Source organism: Pseudomonas sp. W5-01 (assembly GCF_046540435.1).
In the GTDB taxonomy this organism is placed as follows: Bacteria; Pseudomonadota; Gammaproteobacteria; order Pseudomonadales; family Pseudomonadaceae; genus Aquipseudomonas; species Aquipseudomonas graminis_B.
The window spans coordinates 146,380-166,492 of the sequence record NZ_JAXCIP010000002.1; the positions used below are offsets into that span (position 1 = coordinate 146,380).

The following is a 20,113-nucleotide window of genomic DNA, read 5'->3' on the forward strand; positions in this document are numbered from 1 at the left end:
GAAAGCCCAAACACCGCCAATCGCGACTTGGGTGCAGGCTGAACGGAGGTCTCGTGGAGTGGGCCGAGCCGCATGGATGCGGCGAGAGCTGCCCCCCGCCATGGATGGCGGATGGCAGCGGGCCCACGGAGCGAGACCGGAGTGAAGGAACCCCGACGAAGGAGGGGCCCAACCGAGAGCAAGCACCTTTGGTTACTTGGGGTGCTTTTCCAAGTAACTCGCCGAAGGCGAAATGTCTGCCGTTAGGCGGACGCTCTTGATCCTAAACGCCAAGTAAAAGCTAACGATTTGCAACGCCTCACAAGGGCTGCTAAAACTCAAGCATCTGGCGCTGTTTCATACAAGGAATTTGCCAATGTCAGTAACCTCCGAACGCTCCGCCGATGGCCAAGAACTGACCATCACCATCAAAGGACGCTTCGATTTTTCGACGCACCAGGAATTCCGGAGCGCCTACGAACCCAAAGAAAAACAGGCCAGCCGCTACAAGGTCGACCTGAAAGACACCCACTACCTCGACAGCTCCGCGCTGGGCATGCTCCTGCTGCTGCGTGACCACGCCGGCGGCGAACGAGCCGATATCCAACTGGTCAACTGCAACAACGACGTCAAGAAAATCCTCGACATCTCCAACTTCTCCAAACTCTTCAACATAGTCATAACCGCCTGATGATCTCCTCTGCCTCCGATCGCCTGACGGTCCTCATCGCCGATGACAACGTCAGCGACCGGATGCTCCTGTCCGCCATCGTCAGCCGCCAGGGCCATGATGTTCTGACCGCCAGTGACGGCGCCGAAGCCGTCGGGCTGTTCGAGCGTCGGCGGCCGCAACTGGTGCTGATGGACGCGATGATGCCGGTCATGGACGGTTTCGAAGCGGCGCGCCAGATCAAGACGCTGGCGGGTGACGCGCTGGTGCCGATCATCTTCCTGACGTCGCTGACCGAAGGCGAAGACCTCGCCCGATGCCTCGACGCCGGCGGCGACGACTTCGTTGCCAAGCCCTACAACCAAGTGGTGCTGGCGGCGAAGATCAACGCCATGAACCGCCTGCGCGTGTTGCAGGAAACTGTGCTGCACCAGCGCGACCTGATCACCCGCCACCATAAATACCTGCTCAACGAGCAGCGCGTGGCCAAGGCCGTGTTTGATCAGATTGCCCACTCCGGGTGCCTGAGCTCGCGCAACATCCGCTACCTGCAATCGCCCTACGCGCTGTTCAACGGCGACCTGCTGCTGGCCGCGTGGTCGCCGTCCGGCAACATGCACCTGCTGCTGGGGGATTTCACCGGCCATGGCTTGCCCGCCGCGGTAGGCGCCATGCCCTTGGCCGAGGTGTTCTACGGCATGACCGCCAAAGGGTACGGTTTGCCCGAAACCCTGCGGGAGATGAACGCCAAGCTCAAACGCATCCTGCCGGTCGACATGTTCTGCTGCGCCGCGCTGCTGTGCCTGAACTTCAAGCAGCAGCTGGTCGAGGTGTGGAACGGCGGCCTGCCGGATGGTTACCTGCTGCATGGCGATGGCCGGCCGCACACGCCGCTGATTTCGGCCAACGTGCCCCTCGGTGTATTGAGCGCCGGCAGTTTCGACGACAACACCCAGGTGTATCCCTTCGGGCCGGGGGATCGGGTGTTTCTGCTGTCCGACGGCGTTGTCGACAGCACCGGTCAGGACGGCGAGCTGTTCGGCGCCCGGCGTCTGCAAAATGTGCTGGTGAGCAATCGCAACCCGGCGCTGCTGATCGAAGAAGTGCAGTGGGCCCTGGCGCGGTTTCGCGGCCAGGCGCGGGACGACGTGAGCATGGTCGAGGTGGCATTCACCGAGCCTGACTTGCTCGGCCCGCCCTCGGTCATTTATACCGACAGCGGCGATTCCAGTCCGCTGGATTGGTGCGCTTCGTTCGAGTACCGCGCGGCAACGCTCAAGCGCTTCAATCCCCTGCCTTATCTGCTGCAACTGCTGCAGGAAGTCCATGGCTTGCGCATGCAGAGCAGCGAGCTGTATATCGTGCTGTCGGAGCTGTACAGCAATGCGCTGGAACACGGCGTGCTCGGGCTCGACTCGGCGTTGAAGCGCGACGCCGCAGGTTTTGGGCTTTACTACCAGCAGCGCGCCGAACGCCTGGATTGTCTGGTGGAGGGTTTTATCCGCATCGATTTCCAGATCGTCCCGGACGGCGAGGGCGGTCGCCTGACAGTGCGGGTGCAGGACAGCGGTGCGGGTTTCGATTCCGATCGGGTGCTGGCGCTGCCGCCTGCGGTCACCCAATTGTCCGGGCGCGGCCTTGCGCTGGTCCGGCAGCTCAGCGACCGCTGCCAGTGGTCCGATGAGGGGCGGACGGCCAGCGTGGAATTTGCGTGGGAGGGTCTGGCATAATCCGCGCGTCTTGATCAAGGAGTGAACAAGTGTCGAATAATCCTGTGGACTTCAACGTGCTCAGCACGCTGCGTGACGTGATGGAAGCCGAATACCCGGCGCTGCTGCAGGTGTTCATTTCCGATTCCGTCAATCGGGTCAACGACATGACCCTGCTGTTGCGTGACCCTTCCTTCACTGCCGCCTCCACCGCCTCGCTGCAACGCCTCGGCCTCATGGCCCACAGCTTCAAAGGCAGCACCGGCAACATGGGCGCCACGCACTTGTCCGAACTCTGCCTGCAACTGGAAGAACAGGGGCGCGGGTTGGCGGCCGCGGACGACGCCCGGATAAGGCGGCTGGTGTCCGAGATCAAGGAGGAATTCTACGCCGTCAGGAAGATTTTCGAAGACGAACTGCAGCTCTGCCATGCCAGCCACTGAGCCGGGTATCCCCAACCCGGCTTTCAACCTCTGACCCACCTTTAATCCAGCCAGTCGGCGCACTTGGCCCGCCATTTGCTTTGTCTCTGTGTAATTGCGCTCTTGCGGAGATTCACATGGCCCTCGCCAACAACCCATTACTGACGGCTTTGACAGCGGCCAAAGCCCAGAAAGCCGGGAATACCTCGGCGGCAAAGGCGCCGGACCCCGTCAAGCACAACACTTCCAGCTTCTCTGACGTGTTCGCCAAGCAGGCGCCGGTCAAGTCCCACAGCGCGGACAACGCGACGGCAAAAGCGGCAAGCGCCAAGAGTTCGGCAGCGGACGACAAGCCCGCCGTCAGCCATACGTCTGCCGCCGATGACAAGACCGTTGCCGATAACGGCAATGGGTTGCCTGCCAGGCCGGTGAACGGCAAAGCGGACGATGAGCCCGGCGCGGGCAAGGGCCACGCCGACGATAAGGACGACGCCTCCGACACCGGCCAGGATCCGACGGTGGCGGATGCGCCTTCGGTCGATCCCGTGCTTGACCCGACACTGGCCGTGACGCCGGCGGTTCAAGAGCCTGTGGCCGTCGCGCCTGCCGTTGAGCCCGTGGTGGATCCGGCGCTTCTCGCCTCCGCGCTGCCCGTGATGCCGCCTCCTGCGGTGCAAGCGCCGACCGACGCGACCGACGCAGCCGGCGACGATTTCGATCCCTCGGCCGATCCGCTGGAAGGCTTGACCGCCGTGCAAGTCGCCCTGGAAAACAAGGCGCAGCAGACGGCGCATAATAACGGCGTGCATGGCGACGGCAAAGGCGGGGGCAAGCAAGACCCGAACGCAGATCCTTCGCAGCTGCTGGCCAATAACCTGGCGGCGCTGGGTGACCAGCCCGTGGACAAGAGCACCACCGAAGGCGGCGGCGACAAAGCATTCAGCGGCCTGCTGGCTGACGGCCTGAAAGACGTGAAGGGCGCCACCAGCGATACGCGGGTGGATAACTTCGCCGATCGACTGGCGGCCTTGTCCCAGGCCGCTCAGGTGAAGAACACCTCGGCCCCGGCCACGCCACTGCTCAATCAGCCACTGGCGATGAATCAGGGGGGATGGACCGAAGGCGTGGTCAACCGCGTGATGTACCTGTCGAGCCAGAACCTCAAGCAGGCGGACATTCAGTTGGAGCCCGCTGAATTGGGCCGTCTGGACATCCGCGTCAATATGGCGGCGGACCAGCAGACCCAGGTCACGTTCATGAGTGCCCATGTCGGCGTGCGCGAAGCGCTGGAAAGCCAGATGTCGCGCCTGCGTGATTCCTTCGTTCAGCAGGGCATGGGTCAGGTCAACGTCAACGTCTCCGACCAGTCCCAGGGCTGGCAGCAACAGGCTCAACAGCAGTCGGGCGGTGACGGGCAACGCAACGGCGGCAGTGACCGCAGCAGCGGTGGCGGCGGCAGCGACCTCATCGCCGACGGAGCTCCGGTGGATGCCGCTTCGGCCGCTGCCAACGCGCCGCTTACCGTCGTGGGTTCAAGCGCGGTTGACTACTACGCCTGAAAACGCCCTGCCAACGCTTGGGCGTTGTCAGTAGCGGCAAGTGGTTAGCGGCAAGCGGCAAGTAAAGGCAAGATCAAATGCGGTAGTGCGTGGGAGACCCCGGTTTCTCGGGCGCTGCCGCTTTTTGCTGTTACTTGCCGCTCATTACTTGCAGCTTGAAGCCGCCCATGTGGCACAACCCTTGCTCTTCCTCTGTCACGCAACACCGAACCCCTTGGATAGTGACGGATTATTGGCATGGCAAAGAGTGACGACGCAGCAGTGGCGGACCCTGCAAAAAAGGGCAAGTTGAAAGTCATCATCCTCATCGTGGTGGGGCTGCTGCTGGCCGTTGGTGTGTCGGTAGGCGCGACCTGGTTCATCATGCACAAGGCCGAGAGCAAGCCGGATGCAGCTGCCATTGCCGAAGCGGCGAATGCCAAAAAAGAGGCGATCTTCGAACCTCTGACGCCACCCTTCGTCGTCAACTACAACGTCAATGGCCGTCAGCGCTACATGCAGGTCAGCATCACCTTGCTGGCCCGTGACAAGGCCGACCTCGAAGCGTTGAAAGCGCACATGCCGGTCATCCGTAATAACCTGGTGATGATGTTCTCCGGTCAGCCATTCGATACCATCGCAACGCCGGTGGGCATGGAAATGCTGCGCCAGAAGGCGGCAGCCGTGGTCCAGGAAGTGGGCCAGAAAGAGCTGAACAAGAGCGTGATCGAACAGGTACTTTTCACTAACTACGTACTGCAGTAGGACCACGACATGGCCGTGCAAGACCTGCTGTCCCAGGATGAGATCGACGCGCTGTTGCATGGCGTCGACGACGGTCTGGTACAGACCGATAGCGTTGCCGACCCCGGCAGCGTAAAGAGTTACGACCTGACCAGTCAGGATCGCATCGTCCGCGGGCGCATGCCGACCCTGGAAATGATCAACGAGCGTTTCGCCCGTTACACCCGCATCAGCATGTTCAACCTGCTGCGTCGCTCGGCCGATGTGGCCGTGGGGGGCGTGCAGGTGATGAAGTTCGGCGAATACGTGCACTCGCTGTACGTGCCGACCAGTCTCAATCTGGTCAAGATCAAACCCCTGCGTGGCACCGCGCTGTTCATCCTCGACGCCAAACTGGTGTTCAAGCTGGTGGACAACTTCTTTGGCGGCGACGGCCGTCACGCCAAGATCGAAGGGCGTGAATTCACCCCGACCGAGCTGCGCGTGGTGCGCATCGTGCTGGATCAGGCCTTCATTGATTTGAAGGAAGCCTGGCAGGCGATCATGGAAGTCAACTTCGAGTACATCAACTCGGAAGTGAACCCGGCCATGGCCAACATCGTCGGCCCGAGCGAAGCCATCGTGGTGTCCACGTTCCATATCGAACTGGACGGCGGTGGCGGCGATCTTCACGTGACCATGCCGTATTCGATGATCGAGCCGGTGCGCGAAATGCTCGATGCCGGTTTCCAGTCGGATGTCGACGATCAGGACGAACGCTGGGTCAACGCGCTCAAGCAGGACGTGCTCGACGTGTCGGTGCCGTTGCGCGTCGCAGTCGCCACGCGTCAGCTCAAACTGCGCGACATCCTGCACATGCAGCCGGGCGACGTGATTCCGGTCGATCTCCCGGAACACTTGGTCATGCGCGCCAACGGCGTGCCGTCCTTCAAGGTCAAACTGGGTTCGCACAAGGGCAACCTCGCCCTGCAAGTCGTCGAACCCATAGAACGCCGGTGACCCTCCGTCGCCGGCAAAACGAATGCGCTGCGTAAACGAATCACAGTTCCCCGAGGACAACCATGGCTAATGACAACGAAATGAATTCCGCTGACGACCAGGCTCTTGCCGACGAGTGGGCGGCTGCACTGGGTGAGGCCGGGGACGGGCAAGCGGACATCGACGCGCTGCTGGCGGCCGACGCCGGCAACAACGCCAATCGCATGACGATGGAAGAGTTTGGCGGCCTGCCGAAAAGCAACGGCTCGGTCAGCCTGGACGGCCCGAACCTGGACGTGATCCTTGATATCCCGGTGTCGATTTCCATGGAAGTGGGCAGCACCGACATCAACATCCGCAACCTGCTGCAGCTCAACCAGGGCTCGGTCATCGAGCTGGACCGTCTGGCTGGCGAGCCGCTGGACGTGCTGGTCAACGGCACCCTGATCGCCCACGGCGAAGTGGTTGTGGTGAACGAAAAGTTCGGCATCCGTCTGACCGACGTGATCAGCCCGAGCGAACGTATCAAGAAGCTGCGTTAAGTGCGCGGCCTGTTCAGAACCCTGTCGAGCCTGCCGCTGCTGGCATTGTCCTGGGCGGTGATGGCGGCCGATCCGGCGACGCCGGCCGCGCCTGCTGCGACGACAGCGACGACGGCGGCGACAACCACGCCAGCGGTCGCCGCGCCGGTGGCCGGAACCCTGAACGGCGGGATCGGCGGGCAGCTGCTGCAGCTGGTGCTGGGTCTGCTGCTGGTAATCGGGCTGATCTTCGTACTGGCCTGGCTGATGCGCCGGGTGCAGCGCGCGGGGCCGGCGGGCAATCAGGTGATCAAACTGGTGGGCTCCCGCGCCCTGGGGACTCGCGATCGGCTGGTGCTGGTGCAGGTCGGCAACGAACAGGTTCTGCTCGGCGTCTCCCCCGGGAGCATCACTGCGTTGCACGTGATGAACGAGCCGGTTGACGTACCTGACCCACAAAGCGTCCAGCCGGAATTCGCAAAGCGCCTGCTGGAAGCGCTGGGCAACAAGGGCGGAGCGGGGCAACGCACAGGCAAGAATATTTTCGGTGGCGCAGGTAAGAAAGCAGGTACGCCAGGCACGACGGGCGCGACACGTACTACGGATCAGAAGGACACGAACTGATGCGCATTGTTTTGACGCTGCTGCTGTTGCTTGCAGCGCCGCTGGCGTTCGGCGCCGATCCGTTGTCGATCCCGGCCATCACGCTGGGCACCGGCGCCAACGGCCAGCAGGAATATTCGGTCAGCCTGCAGATCCTGCTGATCATGACCGCGCTGAGCTTCATCCCGGCGTTCGTCATGCTGATGACCAGCTTCACGCGGATCATCATCGTCTTCTCGATCCTGCGGCAGGCCCTCGGCCTGCAACAGACGCCGTCCAACCAGATCCTCACCGGCATGGCGCTGTTCCTGACCCTGTTCATCATGGCGCCGGTGTTCGACCGGGTGAACAGCGATGCCCTGCAGCCGTACCTGGCGGAAAAACTCACCGCCCAGGACGCCGTGGCCAAGGCCGAAGTGCCGATCAAGGATTTCATGCTGGCGCAGACCCGCTCCAGCGACCTGGAGCTGTTCATGCGCCTGTCCAAGCGCACCGATATTGCGACCCCTGATGCGGCGCCGCTGACGATTCTGGTGCCGGCGTTCGTCACCTCGGAATTGAAAACCGCGTTCCAGATCGGCTTCATGATTTTCATCCCCTTCCTGATCATCGATCTGGTGGTGGCGAGCATCCTGATGGCAATGGGCATGATGATGCTGTCGCCGCTGATCATCTCCCTGCCGTTCAAAATCATGCTGTTCGTGCTGGTGGATGGCTGGGCGCTGATCATCGGCACCCTGGCCGGCAGCTTTGGTGGTGTATGAATTCGTCTGACATGGAGTGCGCAGCATGACCCCGGAAGTAGCTGTCGACCTGTTTCGCGAAGCGCTGTGGCTGACCACGACCATGGTCGCCATTCTGGTGGTGCCGAGCCTGATCGTCGGCCTGATCGTCTCGATGTTCCAGGCCGCGACGCAGATCAACGAACAGACCTTGAGCTTTCTGCCACGCCTGTTGGTCATGCTGGTCACGCTGATCGTGGTCGGCCCGTGGATGGTGCGCACCTTCATGGAGTACATCACCAATCTGTACACCAGCATTCCCCAAGTGATCGGCTGACCCCTCGATGGAACCTGTGCTGGCGTTGACCGACACCCAGATCAGCACCTGGGTGGCGGCGTTCATGCTGCCGCTGTTTCGCATCGGCGCGCTGCTGATGACCATGCCGATCATCGGTACCACGCTGGTGCCCAAGCGGGTTCGGCTGTATTTCGCGCTGGCGATCACGGTCGTTGTCGCGCCGAGCCTGCCGCCCATGCCCGCCGTGCATGCGCTGGACCTCAGTGGGCTGCTGCTGATCGCGCAGCAGATCCTCATCGGCGCCGGCATGGGCCTGTCGCTGCAGCTGTTTTTCCAGGCATTCGTCATCGCCGGGCAGATCATCGGGATTCAGATGGGCATGGGCTTCGCGTCCATGGTCGACCCGGTCAACGGCGTGTCGGTGGCGACCATCGGGCAGTTCCTCACCATGCTCGTGACCCTGTTGTTCCTGGCCATGAATGCCCACCTGGTGGTGTTCGAAATCCTCATCGAGAGCTTCACCACCTTGCCGGTGGGGCAGGGCATCAGTACCTCGGACATCTGGCTGCTGGTGATGCGTCTGGGCTGGGTGCTCGGCGCGGCACTGGTGCTGGTGCTGCCGGCCATCGCGGCGCTGTTGGTGGTGAACATCGCCATGGGCGTGATGACCCGCGCGGCGCCACAGCTGAACATCTTCTCGATCGGTTTTCCGCTGACGCTGGTGCTGGGCATGGTGATTCTGTGGATCACCCTCGGCGACATTCTCAATCAATACCAACCGCTGGCGGTCGACGCCCTGCAGTTGCTCAGAGACCTGGTCAAGGCGCGCTGACATGGCCGAAAGCGAGAGTGGTCAGGACAAGACAGAAGACCCCACGGACAAACGCAAACGCGACGCCCGGGAGAAGGGCGAGATCGCCCGCTCCAAGGAGCTGAACACGGTTGTGGTGATGATTGTGGGCGCGGCGGGGCTGCTGGCGTTTGGCGGCTCCATGGCGGAAATGATGATGCAGCTGATGCGCGACAATTTCACCATCACCCGCGAGGCGATTCTCGACGAGCGCAGCATGGCGATCATGCTGATGGCTTCGGGCAAAGCCGCGTTGCTGTCGGTGCAGCCGATTCTGCTGGCGTTGACCGTGGCGGCATTCGTCGGCCCCATTTCCCTCGGCGGCTGGCTGTTTGCCGCCGGCTCCCTGGCACCCAAGTTCAGCCGCATGAACCCGGCCGCCGGCATCAAGCGGATGTTCTCGCCCAAGGCGCTGATTGAGCTGTTGAAGTCGTTTGCGAAGTTTTTGATTGTGCTGGCGGTGGCGCTGGTGGTGCTGATGAAGGACAAGGCCGACCTGGTGTCCATCTCCAAGGAGCCGGTGGAGATGGCGGTGGTGCACAGTTTGCAGTTGGTGGGCTGGAGCACGCTGTGGATGGCGATGGGCCTGTTGATCATCGCGGCGATCGATGTGCCGGTGCAGTTGTGGGAGTCGCACAAGAAGCTGCTGATGACCAAGCAGGAGGTGCGCGATGAGCACAAGGACAGTGAGGGTCGGCCGGAGGTCAAGCAGCGGATTCGTCAGTTGCAGCGGGATATGTCGCAGCGGCGGATGATGGCGGCGATTCCGGAGGCGGATGTGATTATCACGAACCCGACGCATTATGCGGTGGCGCTCAAATATGACGCGGAGCGGGGCGGGGCGCCGATTCTGTTGGCCAAGGGCAGTGATTTCATGGCGCTGAAGATTCGGGAGATTGCGGCGCAGCATGAGATTTTGTTGTTGCAGTCGCCGGCGCTGGCGCGGTCGATTTATTACAGTACGGAGTTGGATCAGGAGATTCCGGCGGGGTTGTATCTGGCGGTGGCGCAGGTGTTGGCGTATGTGTATCAGATTCGGCAGTATCGGGCGGGGCGTGGCAAGCGGCCTGATCCGTTGAGGGATAATTTGCCGATTCCGCCGGATTTGAGGCGTGATTCGTAAAGGGATTACGATTCGTAAAGGCAGCGTAAAGGGGACTGATTTATTTACAGCGATTCACCGTTACGTAAAGGGGACTGATTTATTTACAGCGCTTCACCGTAAATTAATCTGTTCCCGATTGCGCGGAACGGCTGGGAGAGGTCTGCCTAACGGCAGACATTTCGCCTTCGGCGAGTTACTTGGAAAAGTCGAAAGTCGCACCATCCCCAAGTAACCAAGGGTGCTTGCTCCTGGTTTGGCCCTTCCTTCGTCAGGGTTCCTTCACTCCGGTCTCGCTCCGTGGGCCCGCGCCGAACGGGCATCCATGCCCTGACGGTGCTCTCGCCGCATCCCTGCGGCTCGGCCCACTGCGCGAGACCTGCGTTCAGCCTGCACCCAAGTCGCGTTTGGCGGCGTTTGAGCTATTTGCGCAAGCAGATCAAAAGCAGATCAAAAGCGCGCGTTGTAGGACCGGCTTCAGCCGGGAAGCTTTTGATTCAGATCGTTCCCACGCTCCGCGTGGGCATGCATCCCTTGACGCTCCGCGTCACTCGCTTTGCGGACACTTTCATCCTCGCTCAGATAATTTTTTTTCAAATCCCTGCATCCAGTTCGTTCTCCCCCGGGTAGTACAAGAAGTAGCGATGGCTGCTGACCTGTTTATCTAATGGAGAGATGGCATGAACGCTAAAAAATTGCTGGGTTCGTTCGGTGTTTCATTGGCAGCCACTTGCCTGCTGGCCACGGCGCCGGTGGCGTATGCGCAGATGGCGTTGCCTGACGCGGTGAAGGTTCCGGACGGTCACAAGATTGCGATGGAGACGGTAGGCGTGGGCGAGATCACCTATGAGTGCCGCGACAAGCCCAACGCTGCCGGCCAGACCGAATGGACGTTTGTCGGTCCGAAAGCGGTGTTGAATGATCGCAGCGGCAAGCAGGTCGGCACGTACTTCGGGCCACCGGCGACCTGGCAGGCCGCTGACGGTTCGAAGATCACCGGCACGCAACTCGCTGTCGCCCCCGCCGGCACGGGCGACATTCCGTATCAGTTGGTGAAGGCAAACCCTGCAGAAGGCAAGGGCGCGATGAGCAACGTCAGTTACATCCAGCGAGTGGCGACCAAAGGCGGTGTCGCGCCGAAGATGGAGTGCTCGATGGCGACCAAGGGCAAGCAAGAAATCGTGAAATACCAGGCGGACTATATTTTCTGGGCTGCCAAGTAGACCAACGTCCCACGTCATGCAGCGTCGCTGGCGCACAAAGTCATCTACGCTGCACCGACGCAACCCCGGCCTCTGGGTCGGGGTATTTCTTTTCGTTGGCGGTTGAGCATTTTGTCCTTACCTGAAGACTGTTTTGACTACGAAGCCTGTCTGGCGGCCTGCGCCCGAGGTGAGCAGCAGGCCTTGCACGACCTCTACACCCAGGAGAGCGCACGCCTGCTCGGCGTCGCCATGCGGATCGTCCGCACCGACGCGCTGGCCGAGGACATCGTGCACGACGCCTTCCTCAAAATCTGGACCCGCGCCGGCAGTTTCGACCCGGCGCGAGGCACGGCCCGTGGCTGGATCTTCAGCGTGACGCGGCACCTGGCGCTGAACTTCATGCGTGACAGCGCGCACATTGTTCAGGTCAGCGAACAGAGCGAAAGCGCTTTACTGGCCGAGGCCTCACTGGAGGCAGTCACCGAAGCCGACACCTTCGAATACCGTGCTCGCTCGGGACGTATCTATGGGTGCCTCGAGCAACTGGAACCGGCGCGTCGCAACTGCATTCTTCATGCGTACGTCGACGGCTATTCGCACTCGGAGATCTCGCAGAAAGTGGGCGCGCCGCTGGGCACGGTGAAAGCCTGGATCAAACGCAGTCTGGTGGCATTGCGGGAGTGCATGGGATGACAGGCTATCCGTCGAAAGACAGCGCCAATGAACTGGACGCACTGGCCAGCGAGTACGTGTTAGGCACACTGCCGGCCGAGCAACGACTCGACGTCCAGAGCCGCCTCGCCACGGACACCGATTTGCGCGCAGCGGTGGACGCGTGGGAAGGGCGCCTGCTGGCCTTGACCGAACTCGCCGAACCCCACACCCCAAGCCCACGGCTGTGGGGGCGGATCGAGCGCAGCATGATCAGCCACGAACGCCGGGCCCCCGACGTAGCGCCTCCCGTGAAACCGCATTCATGGTGGGATCTTCTGCCGTTGTGGCGCGGACTTGCCGGCGCCAGTCTTTTTGCCACCCTGCTGCTGGCCACAATGCTGGTGACCCGGACAGCACCGGTAAACCCCACGACGTACCTCGTCGTGCTCGTCGCCCCACAGAACCTGGCCCCCGGCTGGGTCATCCAGGCCAACAACCCTGAAGAAATCCAGCTGATACCCCTGGGCGCCACCCCAGTCCCGACCGACAAAGCCCTCCAGTTCTGGACCAAGGCCGACGGCTGGCAGGGCCCCGTGTCCCTGGGCCTGGTCAAACCCGGCCAGACCCTCTCCGTCCCCGTAAACAAACTGCCGCCCCTGCAACCCAACCAACTCTTCGAACTCACCCTCGAAAACCCCAACGGCTCCCCGACCGGCAAGCCCACCGGGCCGATTCAATTCATCGGGCGGGCCGTGAAAGTGATCTAGCGCTTGGTGGGGACAAGCGCTTGGCGGGGACAGATTAATTTACGGTGAAGCGCTGTAAATAAATCAGTCCCCTCGAGCCGCCCTCGAGGCGATCAGCCGTGGGTGCGGGACGCCAGGCTTGCGGTGTCCCACCTGACGCCTTCCCGGCTAAAGCCGGTCCCGCAAAAAGCAGCGCGTGCATTCAGTGAAATTGGTGGTGGTCACACAGGCCTATTCCCGGCTAAAGCCGGTCCTACCAAGCGTAAGCGCGCTTTTGATCTTCATGCACAAAAAGTCCAGACACCACCCATCGCGACTTGGGTGCAGGCCGAACGCAGACGACGCGCAGTGGGCCGAGCCGTATGGATGCGGCGAGAGCGCCGTCAGGACATGGATGTCCGTTCGGCGCGGGCCCACGGAGCGTCGTCGGAGTGAGGGAATCCCGACGGAGGAGGGACCTAGCCAGGAGCAGGCACCCTTGGTTACTTGGGGTGCTTTTCCAAGTAACTCGCCGAAGGCGAAACCGAGGCCGTTAGGCCGACGCTCTTGATCTTGATCCCCACCGCAGAGATGCAAAACCGTCGGACGACCACAAATCTAAATACTGGCACTCTGATATTTTCAACCCACTGTCAAATGTTGGACCCCTTCTTGCAATAACCCCGATACAACGCTTCGGCGTCAAAAGATTGATTTAACGCGCAGGTGCCCATCGGTGGAACGCTCACAACTCATCTCCCACGCCAGAACCGGATTGATCGGCCTGGGCCGTGGACAACTTGGCGTACCGCTACTGCTCCTCGTCATGCTCGCCATGATGATGCTGCCCATGCCGCCGTTCCTCCTGGACGTCTTCTTCACCTTCAACATCGCCCTGTCCATCGTCGTCCTGCTCGTCTGTATCTACGCCCTGCGGCCCCTCGACTTCTCCGTATTCCCGACCATCCTCCTCGTCGCCACCCTGCTGCGACTGGCCCTCAACGTCGCCTCCACCCGCGTCGTCATGCTCCACGGCCAGGACGGCCACGCCGCCGCCGGTAAGGTCATCCAGGCGTTCGGTGAAGTCGTCATCGGCGGCAACTACGTCGTCGGTATCGTCGTCTTCGCCATCCTCATGATCATCAACTTCGTCGTCGTCACCAAAGGTGCCGGGCGCATCTCCGAAGTGAGCGCGCGCTTCACCCTCGACGCCATGCCCGGCAAACAGATGGCCATCGACGCCGACCTCAACGCCGGCCTCATCGACCAGCCCGAAGCCAAGCGCCGTCGCCTCGAAGTCGCCCAGGAAGCCGAGTTCTACGGCTCCATGGACGGTGCCAGCAAGTTCGTCCGCGGTGACGCCATCGCCGGCCTGCTCATCCTCTTCATCAACCTCATCGGCGGCATGCTGGTGGGCATCCTGCAACACGGCATGACCTTCGGCGACGCCGGCAAGGTCTACGCGCTGCTGACCATCGGTGACGGTTTGGTGGCGCAATTGCCATCACTGCTGCTGTCCACCGCGGCCGCGATCATGGTGACTCGTGCGTCCGGTTCGGAAGAAATGGGCAAGCTGGTGGGCCGCCAGATGTTCGCCTCCCACAAGGCACTCGCCGTGTCCGCCGGGATCATGATCGTCATGGGCCTGGTCCCGGGCATGCCGCACTTCTCCTTCATCAGCCTCGGCCTGGTCGCCGCCGGCGGCGCCTACCTGCTGTGGAAGAAAGAGAACCAGGTCAAGCTCGCGGCGGTGCAGGAGGTCAAGCGTCAACAAGAGCTGCTGCCATCGCCGACCCGTGCGCAGGAATCCAAGGAGCTGGGCTGGGACGACGTCACCCCGATCGACATGATCGGCCTGGAAGTCGGTTACCGCCTGATTCCGCTGGTGGACCGCAACCAGGGTGGTCAATTGCTGGCGCGGATCAAGGGCGTACGCAAGAAGCTCTCCCAGGAGCTGGGCTTCCTCATGCCGACCGTGCACATTCGCGACAACCTCGACCTGGCGCCCAGCGCCTATCGCCTGACGCTCATGGGCGTGACCCTGGCCGAAGCCGAGATCTACCCCGACCGCGAACTGGCCATCAACCCCGGCCAGGTATTTGGCAGCCTCAACGGCATCACTGCCAAAGACCCGGCGTTTGGACTGGAGGCCGTGTGGATCGAAATCAGCCAGCGCGCCCAGGCGCAATCCCTCGGTTACACCGTGGTGGACGCCAGTACCGTGGTGGCGACCCACTTGAACCAGATTCTCTACAAGCACTCTCATGAACTGATCGGCCACGAGGAAGTCCAGCAATTGATGACCCTGCTGGCCAAGGGATCGCCAAAACTGGCGGAAGAGCTGGTCCCGGGTGTGCTGTCGCTGTCGGCCCTGCTGAAGGTGCTGCAGGCGCTGCTCGCCGAACAGGTACCGGTTCGCGACATCCGCTCCATCGCCGAGGCTATCGCCAACAACGCTGCGCGTAGTCAAGATACCGCCGCGCTGGTGGCTGCAGTACGGGTCGGATTGTCCCGCGCAATCGTCCAAAGCATTGTCGGCATTGAGCCGGAGCTGCCTGTGATCACCCTTGAACCAAGGTTGGAACAGATATTGCTAAATAGTCTGCAGAAGGCAGGTCAGGGTCAGGAAGAAGGCGTTCTCCTCGAACCGAGCATGGCTGAGAAACTTCAGCGCTCGTTGATCGAAGCGGCGCAGCGTCAGGAGATGCAGGGGCAGCCGGTTATTTTGTTGGTCGCAGGTCCGGTTCGCGCCATGTTGTCCCGCTTTGGACGGTTGGCTGTACCGAATATGCATGTTTTGGCTTACCAGGAAATTCCTGACAATAAGCAAGTCACCATCGTAGCGACTGTCGGGCCTAACGGCTGAGGTAGTGAGTCATGCAAGTTAAGCGTTTTTTCGCCGCCGATATGCGACAAGCCATGAAACTGGTTCGCGATGAGCTGGGCGCTGAAGCCGCCATCATCGGGAATCGGCGGATCGCCGGCGGCGTGGAACTGACCGCGGCCCTGGACTACAAGTTGTCTGCGCTGGCCCCCCGTGTGCCGAACATCGAACTCGAAGAAGAGCTGCGCAAGACTCAGTCGCGCATCGTCACCGCTCAGGCGGAGCTGACCCACCGCAGCGAACTGGACACTGTCGCCAATCGCCAGTTGTTCGTCGGTCTGGCGATGGATGACAGCAAGCAGATCGAACCGACCCTGGAAGAACCGTTTCGCCCGTCGGTCCACGCCGCTGTTGCCGCCGAGCGTGCCGAACGCAACGCCGAGCCTGCCGTCGGCGACCGTGCCTACGAAGCGATGCGCTCCGAATTGAACGGCCTGCGCGAACTGCTGGAAGTCCAGCTGGGCTCGCTGGCCTGGAACCAGCTGCAAGGCAGCCGTCCGCAGCAGGCCAACCTGTGGCGCCGTCTGCAACGCGTTGGCCTCTCCGGCCCGCTGTCCCGCGATCTCTTGGCGATGGTCCCGGAATCCGGTGATCAGGCTCACACCTGGCGCATGCTGCTGGCCCATCTGGCCCGCATGATTGCCACGCCGGACATCGAGCCGCTGGAAGAGGGCGGTGTGATTGCCATGGTCGGCCCTGCCGGCATGGGTAAAACCACCACGCTGGCTAAACTGGCGGCCCGATATGTGTTGAAATACGGCGCGCAAAATATCGCGCTGGTGAGCATGGACAGTTTCCGCATTGGCGCTCAGGAACAGCTTAAAACCCTGGGCCGGATCCTCAATGTACCGGTCACCCACGTCGACCCGGGCCAGTCCCTGGCACAGGCGCTGGAGCCGCTGTTGCGCAAGCGTGTGGTGTTGATCGACACCGCCGGCCTGCAAGCCAGCGATCCGGCACTGCGTCTGCAACTGGAAACCCTCGCCGGCCGTGGCATCAAGGCGCGCAACTACCTGGTGCTGGCAACAACCAGCCAGAAGCAGGTGTTGTCAGCGGCTTATCACAGTTACAAACGTTGCGGCCTGGCCGGGTGCATCCTGACCAAGCTCGACGAAACGGCCAGCCTCGGCGAAGTGCTCAGCCTGGCCGTGACACACGAACTGCCTGTGGCCTATCTCACGGATGGCCCACGGATACCGGATGATCTGCATTTGCCGCGTCGGCACCAATTGGTGAGCCGGGCTGTGAGTGTGCAGATGCAGGAGGAGCCTAGCGAGGAAGCGATGGCGGATATGTTTGCGGATCTTTATCACAGCACCGGCAAGCGTGCGGGCTAGGTAGAGAAATGACAGTGGAATTTTCCTGCATCGATGGTCTGCCAGGCATTGTTCAGGCACTGAACGTGCAGCCCGACATGTGGCTTAGGTCTAAGCAAGACAAGGTAAACAATTAACATGGGCAGCATGCATCCCGTACAGGTTATCGCGGTGACCGGTGGCAAAGGTGGCGTAGGCAAGACCAACGTTTCAGTGAATCTTTCACTGGCGCTGGCCGAGCTGGGACGTCGCGTCATGCTGCTGGACGCCGATCTGGGTCTGGCCAACGTCGACGTATTGTTGGGTCTGACCCCCAAGCGCACCCTGGCTGATGTCATCGAAGGGCGGTGCGAGCTGCGCGATGTCCTGCTGCAGGGCCCGGGCGGCGTACGCATCGTGCCGGCGGCATCGGGCACCCAGAGCATGGTCCACCTGACCCCGGCGCAGCATGCCGGGCTGATCCAGGCTTTCAGTGACATCGGCGACAACCTCGATGTGCTGGTCATTGATACGGCCGCCGGCATCGGCGAGTCGGTCGTGAGCTTTGTCCGCGCCGCCCAGGAAGTGCTGCTGGTGGTGTGCGACGAGCCCACGTCGATCACCGACGCCTACGCCCTGATCAAACTGCTCAACCGCGATTACGGCATGAACCGCTTCCGCGTCCTGGCCAACATGGCCCAGAGCCCGCAGGAAGGGCGCAACCTCTTCGCCAAGCTGACGAAAGTCACCGACCGTTTTCTCGACGTGGCCCTGCAGTATGTAGGCGCCGTGCCGTACGACGAATGCGTACGCAAGGCCGTGCAGAAACAGCGCGCCGTGTACGAAGCGTTTCCGCGTTCCAAATGTGCCCTGGCGTTCAAGGCCATCGCGCAGAAAGTCGACACCTGGCCGCTGCCGGCGAACCCGCGCGGTCACCTGGAATTTTTCGTAGAACGCCTCGTGCATCACACCAGCGCAGGGCCCGTCTCATGACAGCAAGTGGCTATCGCATGTACAGCAAATCGTCCAAAGACTCCCAGTATGAGCTGATCGAGCGTTATGCACCGCTGGTCAAACGAATCGCCTACCACTTGCTGGCGCGTCTGCCGGCCAGTGTGCAGGTCGAGGATTTGATTCAGGCGGGCATGATTGGCTTGCTCGAAGTCTCGACCAAATACGACTCCACCAAAGGGGCCAGTTTCGAGACGTACGCGGGTATTCGTATCCGTGGCGCGATGCTCGACGAAGTGCGCAAGGGGGACTGGGCACCGCGCTCGGTCCACCGCAACACGCGCATGGTCAGCGACGCGATTCGTGCAATCGAAGCAAAAACCGGCCGTGACGCTAAAGATCACGAGGTTGCTGCCGAACTTGAATTGAGTCTCGACGATTACTACGGGATTTTGAACGATACCCTGGGCAGCCGCCTGTTCAGTTTCGACGACCTGTTGCAGGACGGCGAACACGAAGGGCTGCACGAGGACGGCGCGAGCCAGTCCCTCGAACCGTCGCGGGATCTGGAAGACGAGCGCTTCCAGGCCGCGCTGGCCGAGGCGATCGCCAACTTGCCCGAACGTGAACGCCTGGTCTTGTCGCTGTACTACGACGAAGAGCTGAACCTCAAGGAAATCGGTGAGGTCCTGGGGGTCAGCGAATCGCGTGTCAGTCAGCTGCACAGTCAATGCGCGGCGCGGTTGCGCGGTCGTCTTGGCGAGTGGCGCGCACGTTCGTGAATCAGGCGCAGGCCATGAGGCCTGCGTGTTTTGCTTGTAAGACCGGCTGTGCAAGACGTGAGCGGGAAGCAAAAGAGACACGGCAGGAGTCGGTCGAACCGGGTCGTAAATGATCCGGTTTCGCTGCGCTCGTTCCGGTCGATTGAAATCCCTTTTTCATGTTCGGCACAGCCGGTATTGATTGGACGCGCGTTCAGGTGCTGAACGCGTTAAAGACTGCTTGGAGGTCGAATTGGACAAGAACATGAAAATCCTCATCGTTGATGACTTCTCAACGATGCGGCGGATCATAAAAAACCTGTTGCGTGACCTTGGGTTCACCAACACGGCCGAAGCAGATGACGGACTCACCGCATTGCCCATGCTGCAAAGCGGCGCCTTTGACTTCCTCGTCACTGACTGGAACATGCCGGGCATGTCCGGCATCGACCTGTTGCGTCAGGTGCGTGCCGACGAGCGTCTGCGCAGTCTGCCGGTGCTGATGGTGACTGCCGAAGCCAAGCGCGAGCAGATCATCGAAGCCGCTCAGGCCGGTGTGAACGGCTACGTGGTGAAGCCGTTCACCGCGCAAGTGCTCAAAGAAAAAATCGAAAAAATATTTGAGCGCGTCAATAGCTGATGTCCGCTGCGAGGGCGCTATGGATTCCAAAGATTCGACAATGGGTGACTTTGAGTCAACCCTGAAGAAACACGCACAAGAGCTGGTCGCGAGCCTTGAAAAAGGCAAGTTCGGCGACGCCGTGCAACTGATCCATGAGCTTAACCAGACCCGCGACCGCGGCCTGTATCAGGAAGTCGGCAAACTGACGCGCGAGCTGCACAGCGCGATCGTCAACTTCCAGATCGACCCGAACATGCCGCAGGCCGAGGAGGTCTCCCAGATCACCGACGCCACCGAGCGGCTGTCGTACGTGGTCAGGCTGACCGAAAACGCGGCCAACCGGACCATGGACCTGGTGGAGCAGAGCACGCCGTTGATGCACGGGCTCAGTGATGACGCCAAGGCGTTGAGCGCCGATTGGGGACGCTTCATGCGCCGCGAAATCAGCGCCGAAGAGTTCCGTGATCTGGCCCGCCGCGTCGATGTGTTCCTGACCCGCAGCGAGAAAGAGACCACCGAAGTCTCCGCGCATCTGAACGACATTCTGCTGGCTCAGGATTACCAGGACCTCACCGGTCAGGTGATCAAGCGCGTGACCACGCTGGTCACCGAAGTCGAGCGCAATCTGCTCAAGCTGGTGCTCATGGCGAGCCAGGTGGACCGCTTCGCGGGCATCGAGCACGACCAGGAAATGTTCCGTCAGCAAAAAGAACAAGAAAAACTTCACTCCAAGGGTGAAGGTCCGCAGATTCATGCCGATAAACGTGAAGACGTTGTATCCGGACAGGATGATGTTGACGATCTGCTATCCAGCCTCGGATTCTGATTCGGTCATTCTGTCTCGGTCTTCAGGTTTTCTGTGAAAGTGGCTGCTGGACCC

20 protein-coding genes and 1 pseudogene are annotated in these 20,113 nt (G+C 61.4%); all 21 read left to right on the forward strand.

All coding sequences use genetic code 11. The features are described 5' to 3' along the window. Positions 1-355 precede the first annotated feature (355 nt). The 21 genes and pseudogenes from SLW75_RS06035 (at position 356) to SLW75_RS06135 (ending at position 20,059) form a co-directional block, all read left to right on the forward strand. Positions 356-670 (forward strand): STAS domain-containing protein, encoded by a 315-nt coding sequence (locus tag SLW75_RS06035; RefSeq protein WP_065987296.1) that lies wholly within the window; start codon positions 356-358, stop codon positions 668-670. Further along, positions 670-2,379, forward strand: a complete 1,710-nt coding sequence (locus SLW75_RS06040) for a fused response regulator/phosphatase (RefSeq protein WP_065987297.1) — start codon at positions 670-672, stop codon at positions 2,377-2,379. Before SLW75_RS06035 ends, SLW75_RS06040 begins: the two co-directional genes overlap by 1 nt. 29 nt (positions 2,380-2,408) lie before the next feature. Next, positions 2,409-2,801 (forward strand): Hpt domain-containing protein, encoded by a 393-nt coding sequence (locus tag SLW75_RS06045; protein WP_410933900.1) that lies wholly within the window; start codon positions 2,409-2,411, stop codon positions 2,799-2,801. 116 nt (positions 2,802-2,917) lie between these two features. Then, positions 2,918-4,339 (forward strand): flagellar hook-length control protein FliK, encoded by a 1,422-nt coding sequence (locus tag SLW75_RS06050; protein WP_410933901.1) that lies wholly within the window; start codon positions 2,918-2,920, stop codon positions 4,337-4,339. Positions 4,340-4,576: 237 nt separating this feature from the next. Then, positions 4,577-5,083, forward strand: a complete 507-nt coding sequence (fliL, locus tag SLW75_RS06055) for a flagellar basal body-associated protein FliL (RefSeq protein WP_192130034.1) — start codon at positions 4,577-4,579, stop codon at positions 5,081-5,083. A 9-nt stretch (positions 5,084-5,092) separates the two neighbouring features. Further along, positions 5,093-6,061 (forward strand): flagellar motor switch protein FliM, encoded by a 969-nt coding sequence (gene fliM, locus SLW75_RS06060; RefSeq protein ID WP_065987300.1) that lies wholly within the window; start codon positions 5,093-5,095, stop codon positions 6,059-6,061. A 62-nt stretch (positions 6,062-6,123) separates the two neighbouring features. Next, positions 6,124-6,582 (forward strand): flagellar motor switch protein FliN, encoded by a 459-nt coding sequence (gene fliN, locus SLW75_RS06065; protein WP_410933902.1) that lies wholly within the window; start codon positions 6,124-6,126, stop codon positions 6,580-6,582. Continuing rightward, positions 6,583-7,065, forward strand: a pseudogene (fliO, locus tag SLW75_RS06070) (flagellar biosynthetic protein FliO); the annotation flags it as partial. Between the two features lie 119 nt (positions 7,066-7,184). Then, entirely contained in the window at positions 7,185-7,928 is a 744-nt protein-coding gene (gene fliP / locus SLW75_RS06075) for a flagellar type III secretion system pore protein FliP (RefSeq protein ID WP_410933903.1), read from the forward strand. A gap of 25 nt (positions 7,929-7,953) precedes the next feature. Then, positions 7,954-8,223, forward strand: coding sequence for a flagellar biosynthesis protein FliQ (fliQ, locus tag SLW75_RS06080; protein WP_065987304.1), 270 nt, complete (start codon positions 7,954-7,956; stop codon positions 8,221-8,223). A gap of 7 nt (positions 8,224-8,230) precedes the next feature. After that, on the forward strand, positions 8,231-9,016 hold the full coding sequence (fliR, locus tag SLW75_RS06085; protein WP_065987305.1) for a flagellar biosynthetic protein FliR: 786 nt from the start codon (positions 8,231-8,233) through the stop codon (positions 9,014-9,016). 1 nt (position 9,017) lies between these two features. Beyond that, positions 9,018-10,157, forward strand: a complete 1,140-nt coding sequence (flhB, locus tag SLW75_RS06090; protein WP_065987306.1) for a flagellar biosynthesis protein FlhB — start codon at positions 9,018-9,020, stop codon at positions 10,155-10,157. A gap of 659 nt (positions 10,158-10,816) precedes the next feature. Further along, positions 10,817-11,359, forward strand: a complete 543-nt coding sequence (locus tag SLW75_RS06095) for a DUF3455 domain-containing protein (RefSeq protein WP_410933904.1) — start codon at positions 10,817-10,819, stop codon at positions 11,357-11,359. A 111-nt stretch (positions 11,360-11,470) separates the two neighbouring features. Further along, a complete protein-coding gene (locus SLW75_RS06100) occupies positions 11,471-12,034 on the forward strand; it encodes a sigma-70 family RNA polymerase sigma factor (protein ID WP_410933905.1) in 564 nt (187 codons plus the stop codon). Next, on the forward strand, positions 12,031-12,762 hold the full coding sequence (locus tag SLW75_RS06105) for an anti-sigma factor domain-containing protein (RefSeq protein ID WP_410933906.1): 732 nt from the start codon (positions 12,031-12,033) through the stop codon (positions 12,760-12,762). The genes SLW75_RS06100 and SLW75_RS06105 overlap by 4 nt, the downstream gene beginning before the upstream one ends. 694 nt (positions 12,763-13,456) lie before the next feature. Further along, the gene (gene flhA, locus SLW75_RS06110; protein WP_065987309.1) at positions 13,457-15,586 is read left to right on the forward strand and encodes a flagellar biosynthesis protein FlhA; all 2,130 of its coding nucleotides are present in this window, start codon (positions 13,457-13,459) and stop codon (positions 15,584-15,586) included. 11 nt (positions 15,587-15,597) lie between these two features. Beyond that, positions 15,598-16,941, forward strand: coding sequence for a flagellar biosynthesis protein FlhF (gene flhF, locus SLW75_RS06115; protein WP_065987310.1), 1,344 nt, complete (start codon positions 15,598-15,600; stop codon positions 16,939-16,941). 117 nt (positions 16,942-17,058) lie between these two features. Beyond that, complete coding sequence (gene fleN / locus SLW75_RS06120; protein ID WP_037011520.1) at positions 17,059-17,892, forward strand: flagellar synthesis regulator FleN; 834 nt, start codon at positions 17,059-17,061, stop codon at positions 17,890-17,892. Continuing rightward, entirely contained in the window at positions 17,889-18,632 is a 744-nt protein-coding gene (gene fliA / locus SLW75_RS06125; RefSeq protein ID WP_065987311.1) for an RNA polymerase sigma factor FliA, read from the forward strand. Before fleN ends, fliA begins: the two co-directional genes overlap by 4 nt. 244 nt (positions 18,633-18,876) lie before the next feature. Next, positions 18,877-19,251, forward strand: coding sequence for a chemotaxis response regulator CheY (locus SLW75_RS06130; protein ID WP_172612850.1), 375 nt, complete (start codon positions 18,877-18,879; stop codon positions 19,249-19,251). Between the two features lie 19 nt (positions 19,252-19,270). Next, positions 19,271-20,059: a protein phosphatase CheZ gene (locus tag SLW75_RS06135; RefSeq protein WP_065987312.1), complete on the forward strand. Its 789-nt coding sequence runs from the start codon at positions 19,271-19,273 to the stop codon at positions 20,057-20,059. The last annotated feature ends 54 nt before the right edge of the window (positions 20,060-20,113 follow it).

Coding starts and splice junctions, on each gene's coding strand:
- fliA (WP_065987311.1), top strand. CDS start 17,889: ATGACAGCAAGTGGCTATCGCATGTACAGCAAATCGTCCAAAGACTCC.
- flhB (WP_065987306.1), top strand. CDS start 9,018: ATGGCCGAAAGCGAGAGTGGTCAGGACAAGACAGAAGACCCCACGGAC.
- SLW75_RS06050 (WP_410933901.1), top strand. CDS start 2,918: ATGGCCCTCGCCAACAACCCATTACTGACGGCTTTGACAGCGGCCAAA.
- SLW75_RS06095 (WP_410933904.1), top strand. CDS start 10,817: ATGAACGCTAAAAAATTGCTGGGTTCGTTCGGTGTTTCATTGGCAGCC.
- SLW75_RS06105 (WP_410933906.1), top strand. CDS start 12,031: ATGACAGGCTATCCGTCGAAAGACAGCGCCAATGAACTGGACGCACTG.
- fleN (WP_037011520.1), top strand. CDS start 17,059: ATGGGCAGCATGCATCCCGTACAGGTTATCGCGGTGACCGGTGGCAAA.
- fliN (WP_410933902.1), top strand. CDS start 6,124: ATGGCTAATGACAACGAAATGAATTCCGCTGACGACCAGGCTCTTGCC.
- SLW75_RS06040 (WP_065987297.1), top strand. CDS start 670: ATGATCTCCTCTGCCTCCGATCGCCTGACGGTCCTCATCGCCGATGAC.
- SLW75_RS06035 (WP_065987296.1), top strand. CDS start 356: ATGTCAGTAACCTCCGAACGCTCCGCCGATGGCCAAGAACTGACCATC.
- fliR (WP_065987305.1), top strand. CDS start 8,231: ATGGAACCTGTGCTGGCGTTGACCGACACCCAGATCAGCACCTGGGTG.
- fliQ (WP_065987304.1), top strand. CDS start 7,954: ATGACCCCGGAAGTAGCTGTCGACCTGTTTCGCGAAGCGCTGTGGCTG.
- fliP (WP_410933903.1), top strand. CDS start 7,185: ATGCGCATTGTTTTGACGCTGCTGCTGTTGCTTGCAGCGCCGCTGGCG.
- fliM (WP_065987300.1), top strand. CDS start 5,093: ATGGCCGTGCAAGACCTGCTGTCCCAGGATGAGATCGACGCGCTGTTG.
- SLW75_RS06130 (WP_172612850.1), top strand. CDS start 18,877: ATGAAAATCCTCATCGTTGATGACTTCTCAACGATGCGGCGGATCATA.
- SLW75_RS06135 (WP_065987312.1), top strand. CDS start 19,271: ATGGATTCCAAAGATTCGACAATGGGTGACTTTGAGTCAACCCTGAAG.
- fliL (WP_192130034.1), top strand. CDS start 4,577: ATGGCAAAGAGTGACGACGCAGCAGTGGCGGACCCTGCAAAAAAGGGC.
- flhF (WP_065987310.1), top strand. CDS start 15,598: ATGCAAGTTAAGCGTTTTTTCGCCGCCGATATGCGACAAGCCATGAAA.